The sequence below is a fragment of the Streptomyces sp. NPDC048462 genome (genome assembly GCF_043200175.1).
Taxonomy (GTDB): domain Bacteria; phylum Actinomycetota; class Actinomycetes; order Streptomycetales; family Streptomycetaceae; genus Streptomyces.
In genome coordinates, this window is sequence record NZ_JBICXG010000009.1 from 93,473 (window position 1) to 114,578 (window position 21,106).

Sequence of the window (21,106 nt, forward strand, 5' to 3'; positions counted from 1 at the left end):
CATGGCTGGTTTGAATCTGCGGTTCACCGAAGAAGAGCTGGACGCCCTGCGTGCACGGGCCGAGGCAGAGGGACGGAGTATGCAGTCCTTCGCTCACGATGCGGTGATCACCGCCATAAACGAACACTCACGCCTCTTCAACGAGGCGGCGGAACATGTGCTGAAGGCGAGTGAGGAGCTCAACCGGAGGCTCGCCTGATGCAGTACCTCACCATGCCCGAACTGCTCAACCTGGCAGAGCGCCTCGGAACGGCTGAGGTGCGTGACTACGGGCTGCTCGACTCGGCACTGGCCCGTCCACAGTCGAGCGTCTTCGGACAGGACGCCTATCCGGACGTCTGGCAGAAGGCTGCCGCGTTGATGGAGTCACTCGCGCGCAACCATGCGCTCATCGACGGCAATAAACGCATCGCCTGGTACGCGACCTGGGTTTTCCTGCACATGAACGGACATCCACTGGATGCCGCGTTCGATGTGGACGAGGCCGAGCGGTTCGTCCTCGATGTCTGTCAGGGCGGGCTGGACATGCCCAAGATCGCGGAGCAGCTGCCTGGGTTCGCCAAGTAGGCGGCCCTCTGTGAAGCGGGTCTCAGAGGCGTCGAACCACGGCTGGTTCGTACGGGGTTCCACCCCGCCCCCCGGTAGGGTGGCCCGGTTGTCGTATCGCGTGCGGGCCCGTCCCGGTCCGTGCGGACAGCACCCCACGTACCCGAGAGACCCGAACCGGAGACCGTGACTACTACCGCCTCCCACCACCTCTCACCCGCCTTTCCCGGCCGCGCCCCCTGGGGTACGGCCGGCAAGCTGCGAGCCTGGCAGCAGGGCGCCCTCGAGAGGTACATCCAGGAGCAGCCGCGCGACTTCCTCGCGGTCGCGACCCCCGGCGCAGGCAAGACCACCTTCGCGCTGACCCTGGCGTCGTGGCTGCTGCACCACCATGTCGTGCAGCAGGTCACCGTCGTGGCGCCGACCGAGCACCTCAAGAAGCAGTGGGCGGAGGCCGCCGCCCGGATAGGGATCAAGCTCGACCCCGACTACAGCGCCGGCCCCGTGAGCAAGGACTACCACGGGGTCGCGGTCACGTACGCGGGTGTCGGCGTCCGCCCGATGCTGCACCGCAACCGCTGCGAGCAGCGCAAGACCCTGGTGATCCTCGACGAGATCCACCACGCCGGTGACTCGAAGTCCTGGGGCGAGGCCTGCCAGGAGGCGTTCGACCCGGCGACCCGCCGGCTCGCCCTCACCGGCACGCCGTTCCGCTCGGACACCAATCCGATCCCCTTCGTCGCGTACGAGGAGGGCAACGACGGCATCCGGCGTTCGTCGGCCGACTACACCTACGGCTACGGCAACGCGCTGGCCGACGGCGTCGTCCGGCCGGTGATCTTCCTCAGCTACAGCGGCAACATGCGCTGGCGCACCAAGGCCGGTGACGAGATCGCCGCCCGGCTCGGCGAGCCGATGACCAAGGACGCCATCGGGCAGGCCTGGCGCACCGCGCTGGCGCCCACCGGCGACTGGATTCCCAACGTGCTCAGCGCCGCAGACAAGCGGCTGACCGAGGTCCGCAAGGGCATCCCGGACGCGGGCGGCCTGGTCATCGCGACCGACCAGGAGTCGGCCCGCGAGTACGCCAAGATCCTCAAGAAGGTCACCGGCGAGAAGGCCACCGTCGTCCTGTCCGACGAGAAGGCCGCGTCCAAGCGGATCGACACGTTCACCGACGACGGATCGCGCTGGATGGTCGCGGTCCGGATGGTGTCGGAGGGCGTCGACGTGCCGCGCCTGGCGGTCGGCGTGTACGCCACCACCATCTCGACGCCGCTCTTCTTCGCCCAGGCCGTCGGCCGCTTCGTGCGCTCCCGCAGGCGCGGCGAGACCGCCTCGGTCTTCGTGCCGACGATCCCGATGCTGCTCGACTTCGCCAACGAGATGGAGGTCGAACGGGACCACGTCCTCGACAAGCCCAAGAAGGGCAGCGACGAGGAGAACCCGTTCGCGGAGGAGGACAAGCTCCTCTCCGACGCGGAGAAGCTGGAGGACGAGGAGACCGAGGAGCAGCTGCCCTTCGAGGCCCTCGAATCCGACGCGGTCTTCGACCGGGTGCTGTACGACGGTGCCGAGTTCGGCATGCAGGCGCACCCGGGCAGCGAGGAGGAGCAGGACTACCTCGGCATCCCGGGGCTGCTGGAGCCCGACCAGGTGCAGCTGCTGCTCCAGAAGCGGCAGACCCGGCAGATCGCGCACAGCCGCCAGAAGCCGGCCTCCGAGGCCGACCTGCTGGAGAAGCCGGCCGGTGACCGGCCGGTGGTCACCCACAAGCAGCTGCTCAGCCTGCGCAAGCAGCTGAACACCATGGTGTCCGCCTACACCCACCAGAGCGGCAAGCCCCACGGGGTCATCCACACCGAGCTGCGGCGGGTCTGCGGCGGGCCGCCGAGCGCGGAGGCCACGGCCGGGCAGATCGAGCAGCGGATCAAGAAGGTCCAGGAGTGGGCCACCCGCATGACGTGAGCCGCCACCGGCGCGCGGGCACCGGCCCGGAGCGGGGACAGACGTCCCCGCTCCGGGCCGGTGTCATGCGCGGGCCGCTACCAGACGAATGGCGCGGACTGTACGGACGTCGCCACGCACGGCACGGTGGCCGACGTCGGGGACGAGGCCACGATCCGCAGCGACCAGTTGGAGGTGGTCGGGGGAGTGGGCAGCACCGTGGAATTGGTGCTGTTCCCGGCCGCGAGGGTGCCCGAGGTGAGCTTCAGCGGGCCGAGGGTGATCGGGTTGCCGCCGCTCAGGCCGGGGTTGGTCTTCGCGGAGAACTGGACCTGACTGGTGACGCCGCCCGAGGTCTTGGTCAGGCTCAGCGTCGTGGTGATGCTGTTCGGGTCGGCGCTCGTGCCGACCGGCATGGTGATCGCCGTGGAGGTGATCTTGATGGTCTTGTTCGTGCCCGAGTCGGCGGCGGTCAGGGTGGCGAGACCACTGCCCCAGGAGCCGCAGTCGTAGCTCGCCGTAGCGGTGAGCGGGGTGACGGCCGAGGCCGTCGGGGACGACAGCGCGAGCATCGCGCCGACGGCGGACGCCGCGCCCACCACCAGCGGCAGGCGTCTTCGGCTCGGGGTGTGGCGTGAGGAGATCGACATGACGGGTGGAACTCCTTCCGGTTGAATTCCGCAGATTCGCTGTAGCGGTACCAGCCTGCGGATCTGCGTGCCGGGCCCGGCATGTCGGGTGCAGTGAAACGGTGATCTTCGAAGATGTCAACGGATGCGCGGGAAACGCGTGCCGAAATGCTTTTCGGGCATTTCCGAAAGGATCAATTCGGTCTCTCTTGACTTCTCTGCACGTGACCTCCTCAATGTGCGCAATCAATGGGCCATGAAAGGGTGTCAGGTGATCCGACGACGAAGACCCGGGGTGACCGGTCTGCTCGCAGCCTGCTTCGTACTGTCGCTGGGCTGTGTCGGGGCCGCCGCGCCGCTTCCGCCGTACGACGCGAAGGCGGCAGCGGCCGAGGCCGGCACGGTGACCCCGACCGTCCACTGCACCCTGCCCGCAGGCCAGGGGGAGGCCACCGGGCCGCAGGAGATGAACGTCGAGCTGTCGCCCCCGGTCGTCGCTCCGGGCGGCAAGGTGCACGCCAGGGTGACGCTCGGGGCGTCCCCCGCCACCAGCGCCATCGCCCTGGACGACGTGCCGACCATCCCGAGCCTCGACCTCGCGATGTCCGGCGGGGCCACCGGCACCGTCACCGTGCGGGGCGCCGAGTTCACCATGGACGTGCCGGCCGGGGAACCCATCGAGATCCCCGCGTACGAGGGCGACTTCCTGGTCCCGGTGGACGCCTCCGGAGAGATCTCGCTCGCCCCCGTCCGCACCCTCACCCAGACCAAGGTCCTCGGATCGGTCTTCGAGACACCGTGCGACGTCGTCGGTGACGTGGGCAGCGTCGCCACCGTCACGGCGGAGGGCACCACCTCCGAGCCCGCCACCCTGACCGCCCCGGCCGATCCGGTGCGGCCCAGCACCTCGGTCAAGCTGCGCGGTTCGCGGTGGACCCCGGACGCCACCCCCGTACCGTCGCTCTGCGCGGCGGGCGGTGGCGGCTGCGATCCGCTGAAGTTCACCTCGAACACCCTGCGGATCGACTCCTACGGAACGCTCACCGGCACCGCGACCCTCGGCGAGGCCGGGGCGGTGCCCGACGGCGGTTACCAGGTGAAGGTCAACGACGGTACGAAGGAGGCCACCGCCCCCCTCACCGTCAAGGCCGTCGCGGCCGGAAACCGGGAGATCTCGCTGTCGTCCGACAGCGGGCCGGTCGGCAGCGTGATCACCGTCAGCGGCCGCAACTACAACCCGGACCGCTGGATCAACATCATCGGCCTCGACGCGGCGGGCACCGGGCTCGACGACAGCGCGGTCTACGTCAAGAGCGGCGCGGACGGCACCTTCGCCGTCGAGTTCACCGTCATCTCCGACGCCGTGGCCGCCGTCCAGGCCGACGAGGGCAACGACCCGGCGACCGTACGCACACTGCCGTTCACGGTGACCACCGAGGGCGGCGGCGACGGCTCCACGGCCGGGCAGCGGCTGACCACCGAGGTCAGGGCCGGGACACTGTCCATGACCCAGGCCGGTGACACCGTCGACTTCGGCACCACGGTGCTGGGCACGGACACCGGTGCCCAGCAGGCCCGGCTCAACCGGGTCGAGGTGGAGGACGCCCGAGGCGTCAACAGCGGATGGTCACTGACCGCCACCCTCACCGGCTTCAGGAGCGCCGACGGGAACACCATCCCGGCCGACGCCGTGCGGTGGACCCCCGCCTGCACCGCGCGGGCGGGGAGCGTGGGGGTGCCGGTGGCCGGATCGCCCGCCGCGCTGGGGAGCGGGGCGGCGAGCCTCTGCCGGATGAGTCCGGACGGATCACGTCCGTTCACCGGCGGCCGGTTCGACGCCGATGCCGGTCTCACCCTCACCGTTCCCGAATTCACCCGGCCCGGAGATTACAGCGCCACCCTGACCCTGACCTTGTTGTAACGGGGGTCGCCGGGAAAGCCCTTCCGGACGCCCGTCTGCTCCATACGGCAATGGAGCGGGCGGGCGTTTCCCGTTCCGTACCGTATCCGCATTCGTTTTCGTGCTCACTTTCTCATCATTCGGATCATTCGCATTCCGCTTCCTTTGGAGGAGCCGTATGTTCGCCCATCGCAGATCCGCCGGTACGAGAAGACCGGGCGGCCCGGCATTACGCCGTGCCGTCGCACTCGGCGCCACGACCCTGCTCGTCTGGACCGGCGGATCCGCCGCCCTGGCCCCCCTCGCGCACGCCGGTACGGTGACCCCGACCGTGCACTGCACCCTGCCGGCCGGCCAGGGCGAGGCGACCGGGCCGCAGCAGATGAACGTCGAACTCACCCCCGACGTCGTCGACCCGGGCGGCAAGGTCCACGCCAGGGTGACGCTCGGCCCGTCCCCCGCCACCAGCGGGCTCAGCCTCAGCGACGTACCCACCACCCCGAGCCTCGACCTCGCCATGTCCGGCGGCGCCACCGGCACCGTGACCGTCACCGGACCCCAGGTGTCGCTCGACATCCCGTCCGGCAAACCGATCGAGATCCCGCCGTACGAAGGCGACTTCATCGTCCCCGCCGACGCGAGCGGCCCGGTCTCCTTCACCCCGCTGCGCAATCTCACGCGTACGAAGGTCCTCGGCGGCACCTACGAGACCCCGTGCGTCGTGACCGCGGGCGGCGGGTCCGTCGGCACCGTCACCGTGGAGGGCAGCGCCGGACAGCCGGCCACGCTCATCGCGCCGGCCGCCCCGGTGCGGCCGTCCACCCCGGTCACCCTGGCGGGCAGCCGGTGGACACCGTCCGCCGCCCCCGTACCGTCGCTCTGCGCGGCGGACGGCGGCGGCTGCGACCCCGCGAAGTTCGCCGGTTCCACCCTCGCGATCGACGGCTCCGGACAGCTGACGGGCAACGCCGTGCTCGCCGGGGCGGGCGCAGTGCCGGACGGCTCGTACCTCGTGAAGGTCGGCGACGGTACGAAGGAGGCGACCGCGCCCCTGACCGTCCGGGCCTACGTCCCCGACGGGCCCCGCGCGATCGCGCTGTCCCGGAGCAGCGGACCGGTCGGCAGCGTCATCGCCGTCACCGGGAGCAACTACTTCCAGGACCGGTGGATCAACACCGTCGGCCTCGACGCGAGCGGGGCGACCCTCGACGACACCGCCGTCTACGTGAAGAGCGGGCCCGACGGGAAGTTCAGCGTCGACTTCACCGTCTCGGACCCCGCGATCGCCTCGGTCCAGGTCGACGAGGGCAATGACCCGGCGACCGTACTGACCACGCCGTTCACCGTGACCGAGGCCACCGCGACGCTCTCCGCAGGCGCGGCCAAGGTCAAACCCGGCGGGTCCATCGGCGTCTCCGGCGACGGCTGGCCGTCCGGCGTCACCCCGGCCGCCGCGCTGTGCGCCGCCGACGGCAGCGGCTGCGACGCGGCCCGGATCAGCGGCTCCACCCTCCGGATCACCGCCGACGGCAAGCTCACCGGCACGGTCACCGTCGCCGGGTCCACCCCGCGCGCCGTGTACGCGCTCCGCGTCACCGCCGGCAGCGCGGAGGCCCTCACCCAGCTGACCGTCTCGCCGACGTACCTCGTCCTCACCCCGGCGGCCGGCCCGAAGGGCACCTCGGTCACCGTCCTGGGACAGGGCTTCGCGAAGGTGGCGACCGTGTCGATCGTCGGACTGCGGGCGAACGGCTCACAGACCTCCGACCCGGTGCGGACCAAGGTGGTCGGTCTCGACGGGGCGTTCTCGCAGACGTTCACCGTCAACGCGGCCGACACCGTCGCGATCCGGGTCCGCGAGGTCCTCGTCAACCCGCGCACCGAGACGGCCGTGTTCACCGTCCAGGACGGCACGGTCCCGGCCGGGCCGTCGTTCGCGCTCTCACCGCCCGAAGGACCGGTCGGCACGGTGGTCCAGGTGAGCGGCCGAGGCTTCGCGCCCGTCGCCACGGTTTCCGTGACCGGACGCACCGCGGACGGCAGGCAGACGTCCGACTCCTACGTCACCCGGATCATCGGCCTCGACGGCACCTTCGCCCTCAACTTCACCGTCCGGGACCCGGCGACGAAGTCGATCCGGGCCTGCGAAGTGCTCGTGAACGGTAAAACCGTGCAGCAATTGTTCACGGTGAGTTAACGCTGGTTCACCTCTGGTGTACGGAGCGTCGCGAGGGAGTCGGCCGACATGGACGCGCGTAGATACGGGCCATCCGGCCGACGCCCCGCTGACCGGCACTTATGCTCGCGAGACACAAGCGCTTTTCCGCAGGCGCCCGGATTCTGGACGAGGTCTTCCGCTGAGCGGACTCGCTCGCTACTGTCCCAAAAATGTGAACGCCCCGTGGCAGCGCCGCCGCGGAGCGCAGCCGGTGCCTTGGCCAGGCCGGCGGCCTCTCCGTGCGTCGCCGCTGGGACCGGTGACGCACAATCCGTGGGAACCAGCCGCCGCCGCTCACCAAAGAGGAGAGGGCGTCGTGACCGCGGAGACCTCGCAGACGCTCGACCGAGGACTGCGTGTCCTCAAACTGCTTGCCGACACCGACCACGGACTGACGGTCACCGAGTTGTCCAACAAACTCGGCGTCAACCGCACAGTGGTCTACCGTCTGCTCGCCACCCTGGAGCAACACACCCTGATCCGACGCGACTTGGGCGGCAGGGCCAGGGTCGGCCTGGGCGTGCTGCGGCTGGGCCGGCAGGTGCATCCGCTCGTCCGGGAAGCCGCGCTGCCCGCGCTGCGCTCCCTGGCGGAGGACATAGGGGCCACGGCCCACCTCACGCTCGTGGACGGCACGGACGCGCTGGCCGTCGCGGTGGTCGAACCGACCTGGACGGACTACCACGTGGCGTACCGGGCCGGCTTCCGTCACCCGCTCGACCGGGGCGCCGCGGGCCGCGCGATCCTCGCGGCCCGGCAGAAGCCGGTGGGCGAGACCGCGTTCACCCTCACCCACGGCGAGCTGGAGGCCGGGGCGAGCGGTGCGGCGGCCGCGCTGATGGGGGTCACGGGGGTCGAGGGCAGCGTGGGTGTGGTGATGCTGGCGGACGCGGTCCCGGAGCGGGTCGGGCCGCGGGTCGTGGACGCGGCCCGGGAGGTCGCGGACGCGCTTCGCTAGGCGCGGGCGGCGGGGTGCGGGTGCCTGGGGTGGGCCCGGTGCTTGGCCATGCCCGGGTCCGGGGCGCGGGGGTCCGTCCTCAAGCGCCGGACGGGCTTGGTGTGGCGCGGGGGTCCGTCCGTCCTCAAGCGCCGGACGGGCTGGGTTTGTGCGGGTTGCCCCGTGGGGTGCACCGCTGTTCGTGGGTGGGGTCCGGTGCCCCTCCGGGGCGTCTCCTCGGACGACGAACGTTCGGCGGGTACGCGAAGGGACCCGGGTATCCGTTCGTCGTCCTGCGGGGACTCCCCTGCACGGCCCCGGACCGGCCGCCGTGCGCCTGCGGCAGCCGTATCCCCTCTGCCCAACGGGCTGTGGCGCGCCCCACACAGGTGGGGCCGGTTAGATTGGGCGGGTGCTCACACGTCTCTCGCGCCCCCGCACCCTCGCCCTCTGCGCCCTGCCCGTGCTCGCCCTCTTCGGAGTGGCCGCCTTCGCGCCGCTGCCGTTCACGCTGGCGCAGCCCGGTACGACGGCGAACGTGCTCGGGGACGATCACGGCGCACCGGTGATCACCATCGAGGGCACCCCGACCCGGCCCACCAAGGGCCAGTTGCGGATGACGACGATCGTGGCGACCGGACCCGACGCCGAAGTCGGGATCAGTGACGTGATCGACAGCTGGTTCCGCACGGACCGGGCGGTCATGCCCCGCGACTCCGTGTACCCGACCGGCGGCTCCGAGAAGGAGATCGAGAAGCACAACCTCGACGACATGGTGCAGTCGCAGGACTCGGCCGTGGACGCGGCGCTGAACTACCTCGGCAAGAAGCCCGGCTCCGTCGACGTCACCCTGCACCTCGCCGATGTGGGCGGTCCGAGCGCGGGCCTGTTCTTCGCGCTCGGGATCGTCGACAAGCTCGACGGCGACGGCTCCGGGGGCGATCTCACCGGTGGCCGCAACATCGCCGGCACCGGCACCATCCAGGCGGACGGCAAGGTCGGCGCGGTCGGCGGCGTCTCCCTGAAGACCCAGGCGGCCCGCCGGGACGGGGCGAGCGTCTTCCTCGTACCGAAGGCGGAGTGCAAGGAGGCGCACGCCGAGCTCCCCGACGGGCTCCGGCTGATCCCGGTCACGACCCTGAAGGGCGCGGTTTCCTCGTTGCGGGCACTGGATCACGGGGGCGAGGTCCCGAGCTGCTGACCGGCGGCCGGGCAGGGCCCGGGGGCTCACCCGTCCCCGCGCCCGGTTCGTCGTCCATCGACCGCCAGGCCGGGAAGACCAGCGGGCTCAGCGTCGCGAGCAGGTAGCACCCGCCCATCGCCAGCAGCGCGTCCGAGGCGCCCGCGCTCTCCACCAGCAGCCCGGCCGCGAGGCCGCCGACCGGCATGGCCAGCTCGCAGCCGGCGGTGATCGCTCCGGAGACCCGGCTGCGCAGTGCGTCGGGGACGCTGCCGTAGATCACCGTCGTCAGGATCGGGTTCAGGACGCCGCCCGCGACCCCGCTCAGCACCATCGTCACGGCCAGCGGCAACGTCGTGCCGGTCAGCGCCGCCACCAGGAACCTCGGCGCCCCGCACAGGATCACGCAGACGCTGAACACGGCCCGCCGCGAGTAGCGGTGTCCCACCGCCCCGTACAGCAGGGCACCGGTCAGGCCGCCCGCCCCGAACAGGGCGGTGAGCAGCCCCAGGTCACGTGCCCCGCCCAGTTCGCCCGAGGCGTGCACCGGCAGTAGTACGGCGTTCCAGCCCTGGTCGGTCCCGTTCATGAACAGGACCATCACCACGACGCCCAGCAGCAGCCGGTTCCCGAACAAGTAGGCGTAGCCCTCGCGCAGTTCACGCTTGTAGGTGGGCAGCGAGACCGGTTCGGCGGTCGTGACCGGCTCGGCCGCGCGCACGCCCCGCAGCCCTGCCGCGATGAGCGCGGCCGAGGTGAGGAAGGTGGCCGCGTCCAGCAGCAGTACGGTCTCCGCGCCGACCAGCGCGATCAGTACCCCGGCCAGCGCCGCGCCGACCATCCTGGCCCCGCGCGAGACCGCGTCGAAGAGGCTGGCGGCGCGGGGGAGTGTGGTGCCGGCGTGTTCGGCGAGGTCGGGGACCAGGACGTAGCGGGCGGTGTTGCCGGGCGTGTGGAACAGCCCGTTGACGGCCATCAGGGCGCAGAGCATCCAGAAGGCGAGCGCGTCGGCGTAGTGGAGCAACGGCACCGCCGCGACGGCGAGTCCGCACACCGTGTCGGAGGCGACGGAGACCCGGCGCCGGCCGATCCGGTCGATGACGGGCCCGCCGATCAGGGCGGAGACGACGATCGGGAGGGTCGCGCAGAAGGCGACGACCCCGGCCCGGCCCGCGCTGCCCGTGGTTTCGAGGACGAACCACGGGACGCCGATCAGGGTGAGTGAAGTACCTGCGGTGGATATGGAGTTGGCGGCCAGCACCACGACGAGCGGCAGGCGGTTGCGGGTGTTCTTCCCCCCGTCCACGGACTACGCCGGTCGAGGGGCGCGGGAGGGCGCGCCGGACTGCTCCGGCAGCAGGCGCAGGCCCAACTCGACCATGGTCCAGCCCAGTCGGGTCCGCATGTCCATGCGCGGGGCGGGAGGGGTGGCGTCGGTGTCGATGCCGGTACGGGGGTGGGTCAGGCGGAACTCGGCAGCGTGGCGCTGGAGTTCGGCGGAACGGATGGTGTGCAGCTGGAGGTGCGTCTCGGGATGCATGACTCGGTGGTCCCCTCGGTCGGTCAGGCCAATCGGTCGGTGGGCCGGGCGCGCGGCCGGTCGTGCGGTCCGGCGTGCGGTCACTCGGCGGGGCGGGGAAAGACGTGCAGGTGGGTGCGGACCACGGCGGATCCCTCGGTGCCCTCCGGGACCCGGTCCCGGTAGCTGTCGATGAGGTCGTGGATCTTCTCCGCCATTTCCAGGGAGAGTTCGGGCGTGAGGCGCACCTTGAAGTCGCTGAGGTCGTAGGAGCGGAGCCACTCCTCGGGCCAGTCCTGCATGGTGCCGAGCCAGGTGTTCAGCTCCTGGGTGTGCACGGTGGCGACCTCGTGCAGCACCACGCCCATGGCGCCGCGGACCTCCGGGTCGGGGTCGTGGAGGAAGTCGGCGGTGCTGTCGAAGGCGGTGCCCAGGTGGATGGCCTTCCACCAGCGCTCGCGGCCCTTGCCGCGCTCCGGGTCGTCCTCCACGAGTCCGTACGAGGCGAGTTGGCGCAGGTGGTAGCTGGTGGCACCGCTCGACTCGCCGAGCCGGTCGGCGAGGCCGGACGCGGTGGCCGGCCCGAACTCCCGGAGGGTGTTCAGCAGCCGCAGCCGCAGGGGGTGGGCCAGTCCGCGCAGGGTGCGGGCGTTGACCATGTGGATGTTCAGGGTGCCTGCCGGAGTGCTGTCCGGGCTGCCGTTGGGGCCGGCCTCGTTGTCTGCCATGCCTCAACCATAGAGTTACAAAGAAGCCTTTGCAACAGTACCTTTGCAACATCTTCTTTGGAACTCGTCCGGCACGCTCGTCCGGCGCTCGCACGCCACTCGCTCCTGCGGCGCTCAGCCCTCCTTGATGAACCCCTCCGCGACCAGCCAGTCCTTCGCCACCTCGTGCGGGTCGTCGCCGTCGACGTCCACCTTGGCGTTCAGCTGCTGCGCCACCTCCGTGGTCAGCCGCGCGCTGAGCGGGTCCAGCAGGGCCGCGATCACGGGGTACTTCTCGAAGGTCGGGGTATGGATGGCGGGTGCCGCGTTGTAGTTGGGGAAGAAGTGCTTGTTGTCCGTCAGCACGTCGAGGTCCATCGCCTTGATCCGGCCGTCGGTGGTGAACACCTCACCCAGCAGGCAGGAGTTGGACTTCGACACCTGTGTGTAGACGATCCCGGCGTCCATCTTCTTGATGTTGCCGCCCGGGATCGACATCCCGTACGCCTTCGCCATGCCCGGCAGCCCGTCGTTGCGGGAGGCGAACTCGTTCTCCACGCAGATCGTCACCGCCGAGGGGTCCTTCTTCGAGAGCGCGGCGACGTCGGAGAGCGTCTTGAGGTGGTACTTCGCGTTGTTCTTCTTGCTGATGGCGAGCGCGTACGTGTTGTTGAGGGTGGACTGCGGCAGCCACGTCACCCCGTTCGTCCGGTCCGCGTCGCGTACCGCCTCCCACTGCTTCAGTGGGCTGACGATCGGCTTCGAGTGGCCCAGATAGGTGATCCAGGCGGTGCCCGTGTACTCGTACATCGCATCGGCGTCGCCCTGGCGGATCGCCTCGCGCGCACTGATCGACCCGGGCAGGTTCGTCCGGTCGAGCACCTCGGCCCCGGCGGCCTTGAAGATCAGGCCGATCATCTGGCCCAGGATGATGTTCTCGCTGAAGTTCTTCGAGGTGACGGTCAGCGAGGCGCCGTCCAGCGGCTCGCCCGCGCCCACGGACCCCGGCTTCACGTCGTCGACCATCGGGGACCCGCTCTTGAGGCCGCATCCGGAGAGCGCCAGGGCCAGCGCCACCGCCCCCACCAGCCCGACCCGCACCCGCTGCCCGGCCCGCACCACAAGACCCGTCCGCACCCCATTCCTCATCGGCACCCCATCCCTCATTCGCACCCTGCGACTCATCCGCTTCCCCACCGGGCCCATCACCCCGTCTCCAGTCCGCGCGGCGTCAGCGCCACCTCGACCAGCGAGGCCAGCCAGTCCACCAGCAGCGCCAGCACCACCGTCAGTACGGAGCCGAGCACCAGCACCGGCATCCGCTGGGTCTGGATGCCCGAGGTGATCAGGTCCCCGAGCCCGCCGCCGCCCCCGAACGTCGCCAGGGTCGCCGTGCCCACGTTGAGGACCAGCGCGGTCCGTACCCCGGCCAGGATCAGTGGCACCGCGAGTGGCAGTTCGACCTTGGTGAGCGTCCCCATCGCCGACATTCCGATGCCGCGCGAGGCCTCCACCAGGGTCGGCTCGATCGCCTTCAGACCGGCGACCGTGTTGGAGAACACCGGCAGCACCGCGTAGATCACCATGCCCGTGATCGCGGTCGAGGGGCCGATGCCCAGCCAGATCACCAGCAGCGCCAGCAGACCGATCGCCGGGGTCGCCTGCCCGATGTTGGCGATCGCCGTGACCACCGGGGCGGCCTTGCGCAGCCCCCGCCGGGTCAGTGCGATGCCCAGCGGGATGGCGATGATCAGCACCCAGAAGGTCGAGATGGCGGTCAGCCTGACGTGCTGCCACCAGCGCAGCTGGACCGTGTCGCCCGCGAGTGAGTTCTCCGCGATGGCGTCGAGGTGGACGTTGTTGATCCACACGTAGGTGACGACCAGGACCACCCCGAGCGCCGCCGGCACCAGGACCAGCTTGCGCCAGGTGATCCGGCGGGCCCGCCGGGCCGGGGGAGGGGGCTCCTCCTCCTCGTCGCGGAAGGCGTGGCCCTTGACGTCGTGCTCGCCCGGCGGGCGGTCCCGGTCGGACGCGGGGACCGGACCGGTGGGGCCGGGGCTGGAAGGGGAGGGGGAGCGAGAGCTGGGAGTCATACGTCCGCACCGCCCTCCAGCTCCTGCACGGCCTCATGGGTGCGCAGCTCCTGGAGCTCGTGCTGGTGCTCGATGGCGGTGAGCCGGTCGGCCTCCAGCAGCTCGTGCACGGAGTTCATCAGGGTGTGCATGTCGACGACTCCGATGAACTCGCCGCGCCGCCCGGTCACCGCGACCCGGCCGCCGCTGTCGGTGAGCACCGCCTCCAGCGCGTCGTGCAGCGTCGCGTCCCTGGTCACCGTGTCGTGCACCAGCTGCCCGGCCCGCGCCAGCGAACCCCGGGCCCGCATCAGGTCGCCGCGCCGCAGCCACTTGTAGGGGCGGCTCCTGCGGTCCAGCATCAGCAGCTCGTTGTGCGGGCCGCTGCCCAGCTTGTTGAAGATCGACTGGAGCGGGTCGTCGACCGAGACCGTCGGGAACTCGGCCATCTCCACGTCCCGTACCCGGGTGAGGTTGAGCCGCTTCAGCGCCGCGCCGGCCCCGACGAAGCCCGAGACGAAGTCGTCCGTCGGGTTGGTCAGGATGGCCTCCGGGGTGTCGAACTGCGCGATGTGCGAGTGGTCGCGCAGCACGGCGATCCGGTCACCGAGCTTGATCGCCTCGTCGAAGTCATGGGTGACGAAGACGATGGTCTTGTGCAGCTCGTGCTGGAGCCGGATCAGCTCGTCCTGGAGGTGGTCGCGGGTGATCGGGTCGACCGCGCCGAACGGCTCGTCCATCAGCAGCACCGGCGGATCGGCGGCCAGCGCCCGTGCCACGCCCACCCGCTGCTGCTGACCGCCGGAGAGGGCGCGCGGGTAGCGGCCGTGGAACTCGCGCGGATCGAGCCCGACCAGATCGAGCATCTCCTCGACCCGGTCCTTCACCTTCGGTTTCGACCAGCCGATCATCTTCGGTACCAGGGCGATGTTCTCCGCGACCGTCATGTGCGGGAAGAGCCCGGACGACTGGATCGCGTACCCGATCTTCCGGCGCAGCTTCACCGGGTCGATGTCGGTGACGTCCTCGTCGCCGATCCTGATCCGGCCGGAGGTCGGCTCGATCAGCCGGTTGATCATCTTCAGGGTCGTCGACTTCCCGCAGCCGGACGGGCCGACGAGAATCACGGTCTCGCCGGCCTTGATGTCCATCGAGACGTTGTCCACGGCCGGGCTCGGGTTGCCCGGGTAGAGCTTGCTCAGGTTCTCCAGCTGGATGGTGGCGCCGGAGGTCGCGTTGGCGGCGGACTTCGGTTCGGCTTCCGCCGCGGTCTCAGACACGGATCCCCCTCGGGATGGTGAGCCGCCCCAGCAGTACGTACGCGGCGTCGAAGAGCAGGGCGAGTACGACGATGCCGAGCGTGCCCGCGAGCACCTGGTTGATCGCGTTGGCGCTGCCCAGCGAGGCGATCCCGCGGAAGATCTCGTTTCCGAGTCCGGGCCCGGAGGCGTACGCGGCGATGGCGGCGATGCCCATCAGCATCTGGGTGGAGACCCGGATGCCGGTGAGGATCGGCGGCCAGGCGAGCGGCAGTTCCACCTTGCGGAGCCGGGCGACCCGTGACATCCCGATGCCCTTCGCCGCGTCCACGAGCGCCGGATCGACGCCGCGCAGCCCGACGATGGAGTTCCGGACGATGGGCAGCAGCCCGTACAGCGTCAGCGTGATCACGGTCGGCGCCACCCCGAGTCCGACCAGCGGGATCAGCAGGCCGATCGCGGCGAGGGACGGAATGGTCAGGACGGTCGCCGTCGAGGTGATCGCCAGCGAGCCGCCCCAGCCGCTGCGATAGCTGACGACACCGATCAGGACGCCCAGCACCGTCGCGATGACCATGCACTGGAACACTGCGCTGACGTGCTGGAACGCGTCGGTGAGCAGCTGCTGGTGCCGATTGTCCAGATACTCCCAGAAGCTCAACTCGGCACTCCTCGGCTCAGTCGATGTCCTCCGCCGCCTGTTCGACGAGGGGGATGATGCGCAGGGGTACGGGGTTCTCCATGACGATGGCCGTGGAGGCCCGGACAATGCCATCAAATCCGACAACCAGGTCGATCACCCGTTGAAGATCCGCGTTGGAACGGGCCACGAGCCGGCAGAACATATCGCCGTGCCCGGTGGTCGTGTGCAGTTCGAGCACCTCCGGTACGCCGCCCAAGTGCGCCCGTACGTCGGCTCCTTGACCCTGCTTGATCTCCAGCGTCGCGAAGGCGGTGACCGGGTAGCCGAGGGCCGCCGGGTCCACGTCCGGGCCGAATCCGCGGATGACGCCATTCGACTGAAGACGGTCCAGACGTGCCTGCACCGTCCCGCGCGCCACGCCGAGCCGGCGTGAAGCCTCCAGTACGCCGATCCTGGGCTCACGCGCCAGCAGCACGATGAGCCGCCCGTCCAGCCGGTCGATCGCCAAGGTCTGCCTCCGGGGCGTCGTAATGATGGTCAGTGTGTACAGATAGCCCGCCCATCATGGCCATCCACTGCACAGGCTGCCCAGTGATTTCGCGAACTGTTGCGCACCTTGCGAAGCGGGGAGAACCTTCGGGCATGACTGAGACGATGCACAGCACCCCCGACAGTGCCCGGCAGGCCGACCCCTTCCCGGTCAAGGGAATGGACGCCGTCGTCTTCGCCGTCGGCAACGCCAAGCAGGCCGCGCACTACTACTCGACCGCCTTCGGCATGAAGCTGGTCGCCTACTCCGGACCGGAGAACGGCAGCCGCGAGACGGCCAGTTACGTCCTGACCACCGGCTCCGCCCGCTTCGTCTTCACCTCCGTCATCAAGCCGGCCACCGACCACGGCCGCTTCCTCGCCGACCACGTCACCGAGCACGGCGACGGCGTCGTCGACCTGGCCATCGAGGTCCCGGACGCCCGCGCCGCGTACGCCTACGCGGTCGAGCACGGCGCCCTCGGCCTGACCGAGCCGCACGAGGTGAAGGACGAGCACGGCACGGTCGTCCTGGCCGCCATCGCCACGTACGGCAAGACCCGCCACACCCTCGTGGAGCGCGGCGGCTACGACGGCCCCTACCTCCCCGGCTACGCCTCGGCCGACCCCATCGTCGAGCCGCCCGCCAAGCGCACCTTCCAGGCCATCGACCACTGCGTCGGCAACGTCGAGCTCGGCCGGATGAACGAGTGGGTCGGCTTCTACAACAAGGTCATGGGCTTCACCAACATGAAGGAGTTCGTGGGCGACGACATCGCCACCGAGTACTCCGCGCTCATGTCCAAGGTGGTCGCGGACGGCACGCTGAAGGTCAAGTTCCCGATCAACGAGCCGGCCGTCGCCAAGAAGAAGTCCCAGATCGACGAGTACCTGGAGTTCTACGGCAGCGCCGGTGTCCAGCACATCGCGCTCGCCACGAACGACATCGTCGCCTCGGTACGCGCGATGCGTGCGGCCGGCGTCCAGTTCCTGGACACCCCGGACTCGTACTACGACACCCTGGGCGAGTGGGCGGGCGAGACCCGGGTGCCCGTGGAGACCCTGCGCGAGGAGAAGATCCTCGTGGACCGCGACGAGGACGGCTATCTGCTCCAGATCTTCACCAAGCCGGTCCAGGACCGGCCGACGGTCTTCTTCGAGATGATCGAGCGCCATGGCTCGATGGGCTTCGGCAAGGGCAACTTCAAGGCCCTCTTCGAGGCGATCGAGCGCGAGCAGGAGCGCCGCGGCAACCTCTGAGGGGTACGGGGCGACTGCGACGGGCGGGCCGGAGGTTTCCGGCCCGCCCGTCGCATCACTCGGCGCGGGTGGGTCAGGGGCAGCCGAGCGCGCGGGTCGTCCACCCGGCCTCGCGCCACCGGGCGGCGTCGAGGGTGCTCCGGGCGTCGATGAGCTCGGGGCCGGCGGCTCGGGTGGCGAGCGGCTTGGGGCAGCACAGTCACGGACACCGCCCGGATGATGACCGTCTTCGCTCTGGTGGCCGAGCTGTTGGCCGTCGCGGTCACCGGGGGCGTCGTCGCACTTGTACGTCTTCGGCGCTGGTGGTTTGCCATCCCGGTGGTGCTGATCCTGACGGCCATTGCGCGGATGGTGTTCTCGCCGGTTGCGTGACGGCCTCGGAGGGAGACGAGCTCCGGCGCGGCCTTGCCCAGCAGCGAGATCAGGTCGGCGGGCGTCAGGGGATGCGTTCACCCGCGAGGGTGCGGAGGCAGCCGACGCACAAGGCATGCGGGTCCTGTCCGACGGTCATGGGAGCGGTCACCCCGGCGGGCTGGGACGTGGAGCGTGCCGCGCGCGGTGGGTGTGCTCCCCGTAGGGTCAGGCGGGCCGGTCCACGTCCTCGCCGTCCTTCTCCATGCACGCGTCCTCGAAGCCCGACAGGGTGATCACGCCTTCCTCCGGGACGTCCAGGTAATTCGCTACCAGAGTCCAGCCGCGCTGCTTCAGGACCACCCGGGTCTCGCCATGGGCGGCCCGGGCCTTGGGATCCCGTTCCCGGGACCGCTGCCAGTCGCGCTCGCGCAGCTCGCCCACCAGTGCTTGGAAGCGGACGAGGTCGAACGGCGTGCTCGTGGATCCGAAACCCTTGAATCCGGCGGCGCACGCCCGTGGCGGGCCGTCCGAGGGGGCCCCGTGCACGCGCTGCCCGAATCCCGGTTCGTTCTCCGGAACGCCTGCGTCCGCGGCAGATGTGGTGAGGTCCGTGCGTACGTCGTCGTACGTGAGAGGCCCGGTGCCCTCGGGGCGGGGCGACGTCGGCTTTCCCCCGGCCGTTGCTCCGGCGCCGGCGGCCCCCGTGCCGCAGCCCGCGGCTCCGAGCGCGATGACCGCTGCCGCCACGGCGGCCCACTTCGTTCTGCTCACTGCCGTTCCCTCCCAAGGGTGCGGGAGGAGTGTGTCACGGTGCGCCGACAGGCGGCCCCGGGCCCCCGTCAGGCCGACGGCAGCAGCGTACGCAGCGCGTCCGTGTCGATGACGTGGGCGCGGGCCGGGAACAGCTTGTCGACCAGGACCCGGTGGATTTCGGGGTCGGGGTCGGTGACACCGTCCGACAGGACGTACACCCGGTAGTCGCGGTCCACGGCGTCGGTGAGGGTGGACAGTACGACGCCGCCGGTGCTGATCCCGGCCAGGATCAGCGTGTCGATGCCGCGGTCGCGCAGCTGCTCGTGGAGGTCGGTGGTGGAGCCCGCGCCGATGCGGATCTTGCGGACGACGATGTCGCCGTCCTCGGGGGCGAGGCGGGCGTCGATCTGCGTGGTGCTGTCCTCGTGGTGCATCAGCTTGGCGGCGGCGACCGCGCCGAAGGTCTTGTTGGTCTGCGGGGCCGACGCCCAGTCGTCCTCGGTGAAGGCGACGCGGACGTGGCCGATGGTGCCGCCGGCGGAGCGTACGGCGGCGATGGCGCCACTGACCCGGTCGATCAGGGCGTCGGGGTCGGGGATGCGCGAAAGGGCCCCCTGCTGGAAGTCCATCGAGAGCAGCGCGGTGTGCTCGGGGTCGATAGTCATGTGCGGGTCTCCTTGTGCGGGGTGGCTGCCGCCGGTTCGGTGCCGGCAGCGTTGGTGTGGGGGGCGGTGTCGGTGGTCTTCGGGGGGTGGTCCGCCGGGCGGCGCATCAGCCGGCGGTCGAGGGTGGTGAGCAGCAGGACGGCGATGCCGGCGGCGACGAGTACGAGGCCCAGGCGGTGCAGTCCGTGGTCGCTCGCACCGTCGCGGAAGACGATGCTGCCGATCACCGAGGAGGTGATGGTGCCGAGGTAGCCGAAGGTGCGGAAGAGGCCCGACGCGGTTCCGATCTGGTCGGGTGGTGCCGCCAGGTACAGGGCGGTCTGGTTGCCGATCGTGGTGGTGGCGCTGGTGACGCCGAAGACCAGGGACACCAGGACCAGCGTGACGGCGGGGCTGCCGGAGGTCAGCAGCATGATGCCGAGCGAGCCCACCAGCATGGTCGCCGCCGAGACGACCAGCGGTCCGCGCACCAGGTTGCGGCGGGCGAGCGGGCGCGAGAGCAGGGCGGACACGGCGCCCATCGGCAGCAGCATCAGACCCGCCTGCAGGGTGGACAGCCCGTAGACGGCCTCCATCCACTGGGTCAGGCCGTACATCACCGAGTAGACGCCGAGCAGCGTGAGCGCCTGGCGCAGGTAGGTGCGGGTCAGGGCGCCGTTGGCGGCCAGTTGGCGGAAGTCGAAGAACGGCGCCGTCGCACGCAGCTCCCACCGGGCGGTGGGCGCCGCGACCAGGACGAAGACGGCGAGGGCCGCCCAGCGGGCCTCCGGCAGGCTCATCAGGAAGATGACGAGCGCGGTCATCGACGACGCGAAGCCGAGGATCCCGGGCAGGTCGATCCGGCGGGAGACCTGGCGCAACCCCCTGTGCGCGCGGTCCGACGGAGGGTCCTCGGGCAGCCGGCGCAGGGCCATGACCAGGGCGATCAGCGTGACCGGGATGTTGATCAGGAAGGCCCAGCGCCAGCCTGCGGCCCCGACCAGGAGCCCGCCGATGGGCGGGCCGACGGCGGCGGTGGCCATGCCCGCGATGGCGAGCCCGCCGAGCACGCCGCCCGGCGGGCCGTCCAGCCCGGCGTCCCGGGCGCGGCGCCGGATCAGCACCATCGAGCAGGGGAACGCGGCCGAGGTACCGATGCCGATCAGGACCCGGGAGACGGTCAGCGCCGCCAGGTCCTGGCCGAGGCCGCCGACCACACCGCCCAGCAGTACGAGGACGATGCCGGACAGGAAGATCCGGCGCGGGCCGAACACCTCCGCCAGCTTGCCCGCCGTCGGCTGCGCGACGGCGCTGGCCAGGTAGAGCGCGGAGACCAGTACCCCGGTGGCGCCCACCGGGACGTCCAGCTCGTGCGCGATCGGCACCATGGCCGTCGCGATGATGGAGCTGTTGACGGGGTTGAGGGCGGAGCCCACGTAGAGCGGGGCGGTGAAGGACGGCGCGAAGGGCCGGGTGGCGGGCGCGCTCATATGCTGCCGTCGCTGAGGTCGGCGGCGGCCAGCCGGTCCAGCAGCTCGATCGCCTTCTCCACGTCGGCCAGTTCGTCCGGCGCCACGACCTTCTCCAGGGCGCGCGCCAGGAAGGCCGAGCGCCCCGTGAGCAGCTTCTCGATCAGCTCGGTCGCGGAGGGGGCGGGGCGCATCAGCTTGCGGCGCCCGTCCTGCGGATCGGGCTCGCTGCGGACGAGGCCGGCGCCCTTGAGTACCGCCAGGCTCTGCGCGATGGCCTGCGCGCTGACGTGTTCGACCGAGGCGAGCCGGGCCGCCGTGACCGGGCCTTCCCGGACGACGCCCGCCAGCACGCCGAGCTGCGTGGCGGTCAGACCCGTCGAGTGCTGCCCGGACTCCGTGCGCAGCCGGGCGCGCAGCCGCTTCATCGAGTCGTTCAGACGCTGCGCGGTGGCGGCGGACTGCTGCGGTCCGGGGTTCGTGGGCATGGATCCAACGTAAAACTTCGCAAGTAACTTTGCCAAGTTACTTGCGAAGT

At 70.6% G+C, this 21,106-nt stretch carries 22 protein-coding genes; 9 read left to right on the forward strand and 13 right to left on the reverse strand.

Annotated elements, in window-relative coordinates:
- Position 1: 1 nt before the first annotated feature.
- From ACGFU6_RS17405 to ACGFU6_RS17415, 3 genes are all read left to right on the forward strand, one after another.
- Positions 2 to 199, forward strand: a complete 198-nt coding sequence (locus ACGFU6_RS17405; protein ID WP_124723270.1) for an Arc family DNA-binding protein — start codon at positions 2 to 4, stop codon at positions 197 to 199.
- A complete protein-coding gene (locus tag ACGFU6_RS17410) occupies positions 199 to 567 on the forward strand; it encodes a type II toxin-antitoxin system death-on-curing family toxin (protein WP_393611684.1) in 369 nt (122 codons plus the stop codon). The genes ACGFU6_RS17405 and ACGFU6_RS17410 overlap by 1 nt, the downstream gene beginning before the upstream one ends.
- A gap of 165 nt (positions 568 to 732) precedes the next feature.
- Positions 733 to 2,514 (forward strand): DEAD/DEAH box helicase, encoded by a 1,782-nt coding sequence (locus tag ACGFU6_RS17415; RefSeq protein WP_393611686.1) that lies wholly within the window; start codon positions 733 to 735, stop codon positions 2,512 to 2,514.
- 77 nt (positions 2,515 to 2,591) lie between these two features.
- On the opposite strand, the gene ACGFU6_RS17420 is transcribed toward ACGFU6_RS17415, so the two are convergent.
- On the reverse strand, positions 2,592 to 3,143 hold the full coding sequence (locus tag ACGFU6_RS17420) for a hypothetical protein (protein ID WP_393611687.1): 552 nt from the start codon (positions 3,141 to 3,143) through the stop codon (positions 2,592 to 2,594).
- 274 nt (positions 3,144 to 3,417) lie between these two features.
- Between ACGFU6_RS17420 and ACGFU6_RS17425 the strand changes: the two genes are divergently transcribed.
- The 4 genes from ACGFU6_RS17425 to ACGFU6_RS17440 all read left to right on the forward strand — a co-directional run bounded on the left by ACGFU6_RS17425 (position 3,418) and on the right by ACGFU6_RS17440 (position 9,378).
- Complete coding sequence (locus ACGFU6_RS17425; RefSeq protein WP_393611689.1) at positions 3,418 to 5,043, forward strand: hypothetical protein; 1,626 nt, start codon at positions 3,418 to 3,420, stop codon at positions 5,041 to 5,043.
- 157 nt (positions 5,044 to 5,200) lie between these two features.
- On the forward strand, positions 5,201 to 7,219 hold the full coding sequence (locus ACGFU6_RS17430) for a hypothetical protein (protein WP_393611690.1): 2,019 nt from the start codon (positions 5,201 to 5,203) through the stop codon (positions 7,217 to 7,219).
- Positions 7,220 to 7,556: 337 nt separating this feature from the next.
- Positions 7,557 to 8,198: an IclR family transcriptional regulator gene (locus ACGFU6_RS17435; protein ID WP_024489166.1), complete on the forward strand. Its 642-nt coding sequence runs from the start codon at positions 7,557 to 7,559 to the stop codon at positions 8,196 to 8,198.
- A gap of 391 nt (positions 8,199 to 8,589) precedes the next feature.
- Positions 8,590 to 9,378, forward strand: a complete 789-nt coding sequence (locus ACGFU6_RS17440; RefSeq protein ID WP_393611692.1) for a S16 family serine protease — start codon at positions 8,590 to 8,592, stop codon at positions 9,376 to 9,378.
- Here ACGFU6_RS17440 and ACGFU6_RS17445 read toward each other — a convergent pair.
- The 8 genes from ACGFU6_RS17445 to ACGFU6_RS17480 form a co-directional block, all read right to left on the reverse strand.
- Positions 9,308 to 10,663: an MFS transporter gene (locus ACGFU6_RS17445; protein WP_393611693.1), complete on the reverse strand. Its 1,356-nt coding sequence runs from the start codon at positions 10,661 to 10,663 to the stop codon at positions 9,308 to 9,310. The genes ACGFU6_RS17440 and ACGFU6_RS17445 overlap by 71 nt on opposite strands.
- A gap of 3 nt (positions 10,664 to 10,666) precedes the next feature.
- On the reverse strand, positions 10,667 to 10,897 hold the full coding sequence (locus tag ACGFU6_RS17450; protein WP_393611694.1) for a hypothetical protein: 231 nt from the start codon (positions 10,895 to 10,897) through the stop codon (positions 10,667 to 10,669).
- Positions 10,898 to 10,977: 80 nt separating this feature from the next.
- On the reverse strand, positions 10,978 to 11,604 hold the full coding sequence (locus ACGFU6_RS17455) for a helix-turn-helix domain-containing protein (RefSeq protein WP_393611696.1): 627 nt from the start codon (positions 11,602 to 11,604) through the stop codon (positions 10,978 to 10,980).
- Positions 11,605 to 11,718: 114 nt separating this feature from the next.
- Positions 11,719 to 12,732: a glycine betaine ABC transporter substrate-binding protein gene (locus ACGFU6_RS17460; protein WP_393611899.1), complete on the reverse strand. Its 1,014-nt coding sequence runs from the start codon at positions 12,730 to 12,732 to the stop codon at positions 11,719 to 11,721.
- 56 nt (positions 12,733 to 12,788) lie between these two features.
- Positions 12,789 to 13,679, reverse strand: a complete 891-nt coding sequence (locus ACGFU6_RS17465) for an ABC transporter permease (protein ID WP_393611697.1) — start codon at positions 13,677 to 13,679, stop codon at positions 12,789 to 12,791.
- On the reverse strand, positions 13,676 to 14,938 hold the full coding sequence (locus tag ACGFU6_RS17470) for an ABC transporter ATP-binding protein (protein ID WP_393611699.1): 1,263 nt from the start codon (positions 14,936 to 14,938) through the stop codon (positions 13,676 to 13,678). Before ACGFU6_RS17470 ends, ACGFU6_RS17465 begins: the two co-directional genes overlap by 4 nt.
- Entirely contained in the window at positions 14,931 to 15,578 is a 648-nt protein-coding gene (locus ACGFU6_RS17475) for an ABC transporter permease (protein WP_393611701.1), read from the reverse strand. The genes ACGFU6_RS17470 and ACGFU6_RS17475 overlap by 8 nt, the downstream gene beginning before the upstream one ends.
- Positions 15,579 to 15,594: 16 nt before the next feature.
- Positions 15,595 to 16,068, reverse strand: a complete 474-nt coding sequence (locus ACGFU6_RS17480) for an Lrp/AsnC family transcriptional regulator (RefSeq protein ID WP_123525751.1) — start codon at positions 16,066 to 16,068, stop codon at positions 15,595 to 15,597.
- A 134-nt stretch (positions 16,069 to 16,202) separates the two neighbouring features.
- On the opposite strand from ACGFU6_RS17480, the gene hppD reads away from it, so the two are divergent.
- Together hppD and ACGFU6_RS17490 are read left to right on the forward strand one after the other, a co-directional pair.
- Positions 16,203 to 17,348 carry a 4-hydroxyphenylpyruvate dioxygenase gene (gene hppD, locus ACGFU6_RS17485; RefSeq protein WP_393611703.1) on the forward strand — a complete coding sequence of 382 codons (1,146 nt, stop codon included), beginning with the start codon at positions 16,203 to 16,205 and terminating at the stop codon, positions 17,346 to 17,348.
- A gap of 216 nt (positions 17,349 to 17,564) precedes the next feature.
- Positions 17,565 to 17,720 carry a hypothetical protein gene (locus ACGFU6_RS17490; protein WP_393611704.1) on the forward strand — a complete coding sequence of 52 codons (156 nt, stop codon included), beginning with the start codon at positions 17,565 to 17,567 and terminating at the stop codon, positions 17,718 to 17,720.
- A gap of 207 nt (positions 17,721 to 17,927) precedes the next feature.
- Here the strand turns inward: ACGFU6_RS17490 and ACGFU6_RS17495 are convergent, their stop codons facing one another.
- The 4 genes from ACGFU6_RS17495 to ACGFU6_RS17510 all read right to left on the reverse strand — a co-directional run bounded on the left by ACGFU6_RS17495 (position 17,928) and on the right by ACGFU6_RS17510 (position 21,056).
- Positions 17,928 to 18,473 (reverse strand): hypothetical protein, encoded by a 546-nt coding sequence (locus ACGFU6_RS17495; RefSeq protein WP_393611706.1) that lies wholly within the window; start codon positions 18,471 to 18,473, stop codon positions 17,928 to 17,930.
- Positions 18,474 to 18,541: 68 nt separating this feature from the next.
- On the reverse strand, positions 18,542 to 19,120 hold the full coding sequence (locus ACGFU6_RS17500) for a cysteine hydrolase family protein (RefSeq protein WP_393611707.1): 579 nt from the start codon (positions 19,118 to 19,120) through the stop codon (positions 18,542 to 18,544).
- On the reverse strand, positions 19,117 to 20,589 hold the full coding sequence (locus ACGFU6_RS17505; protein WP_393611708.1) for an MFS transporter: 1,473 nt from the start codon (positions 20,587 to 20,589) through the stop codon (positions 19,117 to 19,119). Before ACGFU6_RS17505 ends, ACGFU6_RS17500 begins: the two co-directional genes overlap by 4 nt.
- Positions 20,586 to 21,056, reverse strand: a complete 471-nt coding sequence (locus ACGFU6_RS17510; RefSeq protein WP_393611710.1) for a MarR family winged helix-turn-helix transcriptional regulator — start codon at positions 21,054 to 21,056, stop codon at positions 20,586 to 20,588. The genes ACGFU6_RS17505 and ACGFU6_RS17510 overlap by 4 nt, the downstream gene beginning before the upstream one ends.
- Positions 21,057 to 21,106: the final 50 nt, after the last annotated feature.

What these genes read in the sequence shown, in the direction of transcription:
- ACGFU6_RS17405 (WP_124723270.1), top strand. Translation starts at nt 2, where the DNA reads ATGGCTGGTTTGAATCTGCGGTTCACCGAAGAAGAGCTGGACGCCCTG.
- ACGFU6_RS17410 (WP_393611684.1), top strand. Translation starts at nt 199, where the DNA reads ATGCAGTACCTCACCATGCCCGAACTGCTCAACCTGGCAGAGCGCCTC.
- ACGFU6_RS17420 (WP_393611687.1), bottom strand. Translation starts at nt 3,143, where the DNA reads ATGTCGATCTCCTCACGCCACACCCCGAGCCGAAGACGCCTGCCGCTG.
- ACGFU6_RS17430 (WP_393611690.1), top strand. Translation starts at nt 5,201, where the DNA reads ATGTTCGCCCATCGCAGATCCGCCGGTACGAGAAGACCGGGCGGCCCG.
- ACGFU6_RS17450 (WP_393611694.1), bottom strand. Translation starts at nt 10,897, where the DNA reads ATGCATCCCGAGACGCACCTCCAGCTGCACACCATCCGTTCCGCCGAA.
- ACGFU6_RS17455 (WP_393611696.1), bottom strand. Translation starts at nt 11,604, where the DNA reads ATGGCAGACAACGAGGCCGGCCCCAACGGCAGCCCGGACAGCACTCCG.
- ACGFU6_RS17460 (WP_393611899.1), bottom strand. Translation starts at nt 12,732, where the DNA reads ATGAGGAATGGGGTGCGGACGGGTCTTGTGGTGCGGGCCGGGCAGCGG.
- ACGFU6_RS17465 (WP_393611697.1), bottom strand. Translation starts at nt 13,679, where the DNA reads ATGACTCCCAGCTCTCGCTCCCCCTCCCCTTCCAGCCCCGGCCCCACC.
- hppD (WP_393611703.1), top strand. Translation starts at nt 16,203, where the DNA reads ATGACTGAGACGATGCACAGCACCCCCGACAGTGCCCGGCAGGCCGAC.
- ACGFU6_RS17490 (WP_393611704.1), top strand. Translation starts at nt 17,565, where the DNA reads ATGATGACCGTCTTCGCTCTGGTGGCCGAGCTGTTGGCCGTCGCGGTC.
- ACGFU6_RS17500 (WP_393611707.1), bottom strand. Translation starts at nt 19,120, where the DNA reads ATGACTATCGACCCCGAGCACACCGCGCTGCTCTCGATGGACTTCCAG.
- ACGFU6_RS17505 (WP_393611708.1), bottom strand. Translation starts at nt 20,589, where the DNA reads ATGAGCGCGCCCGCCACCCGGCCCTTCGCGCCGTCCTTCACCGCCCCG.
- ACGFU6_RS17510 (WP_393611710.1), bottom strand. Translation starts at nt 21,056, where the DNA reads ATGCCCACGAACCCCGGACCGCAGCAGTCCGCCGCCACCGCGCAGCGT.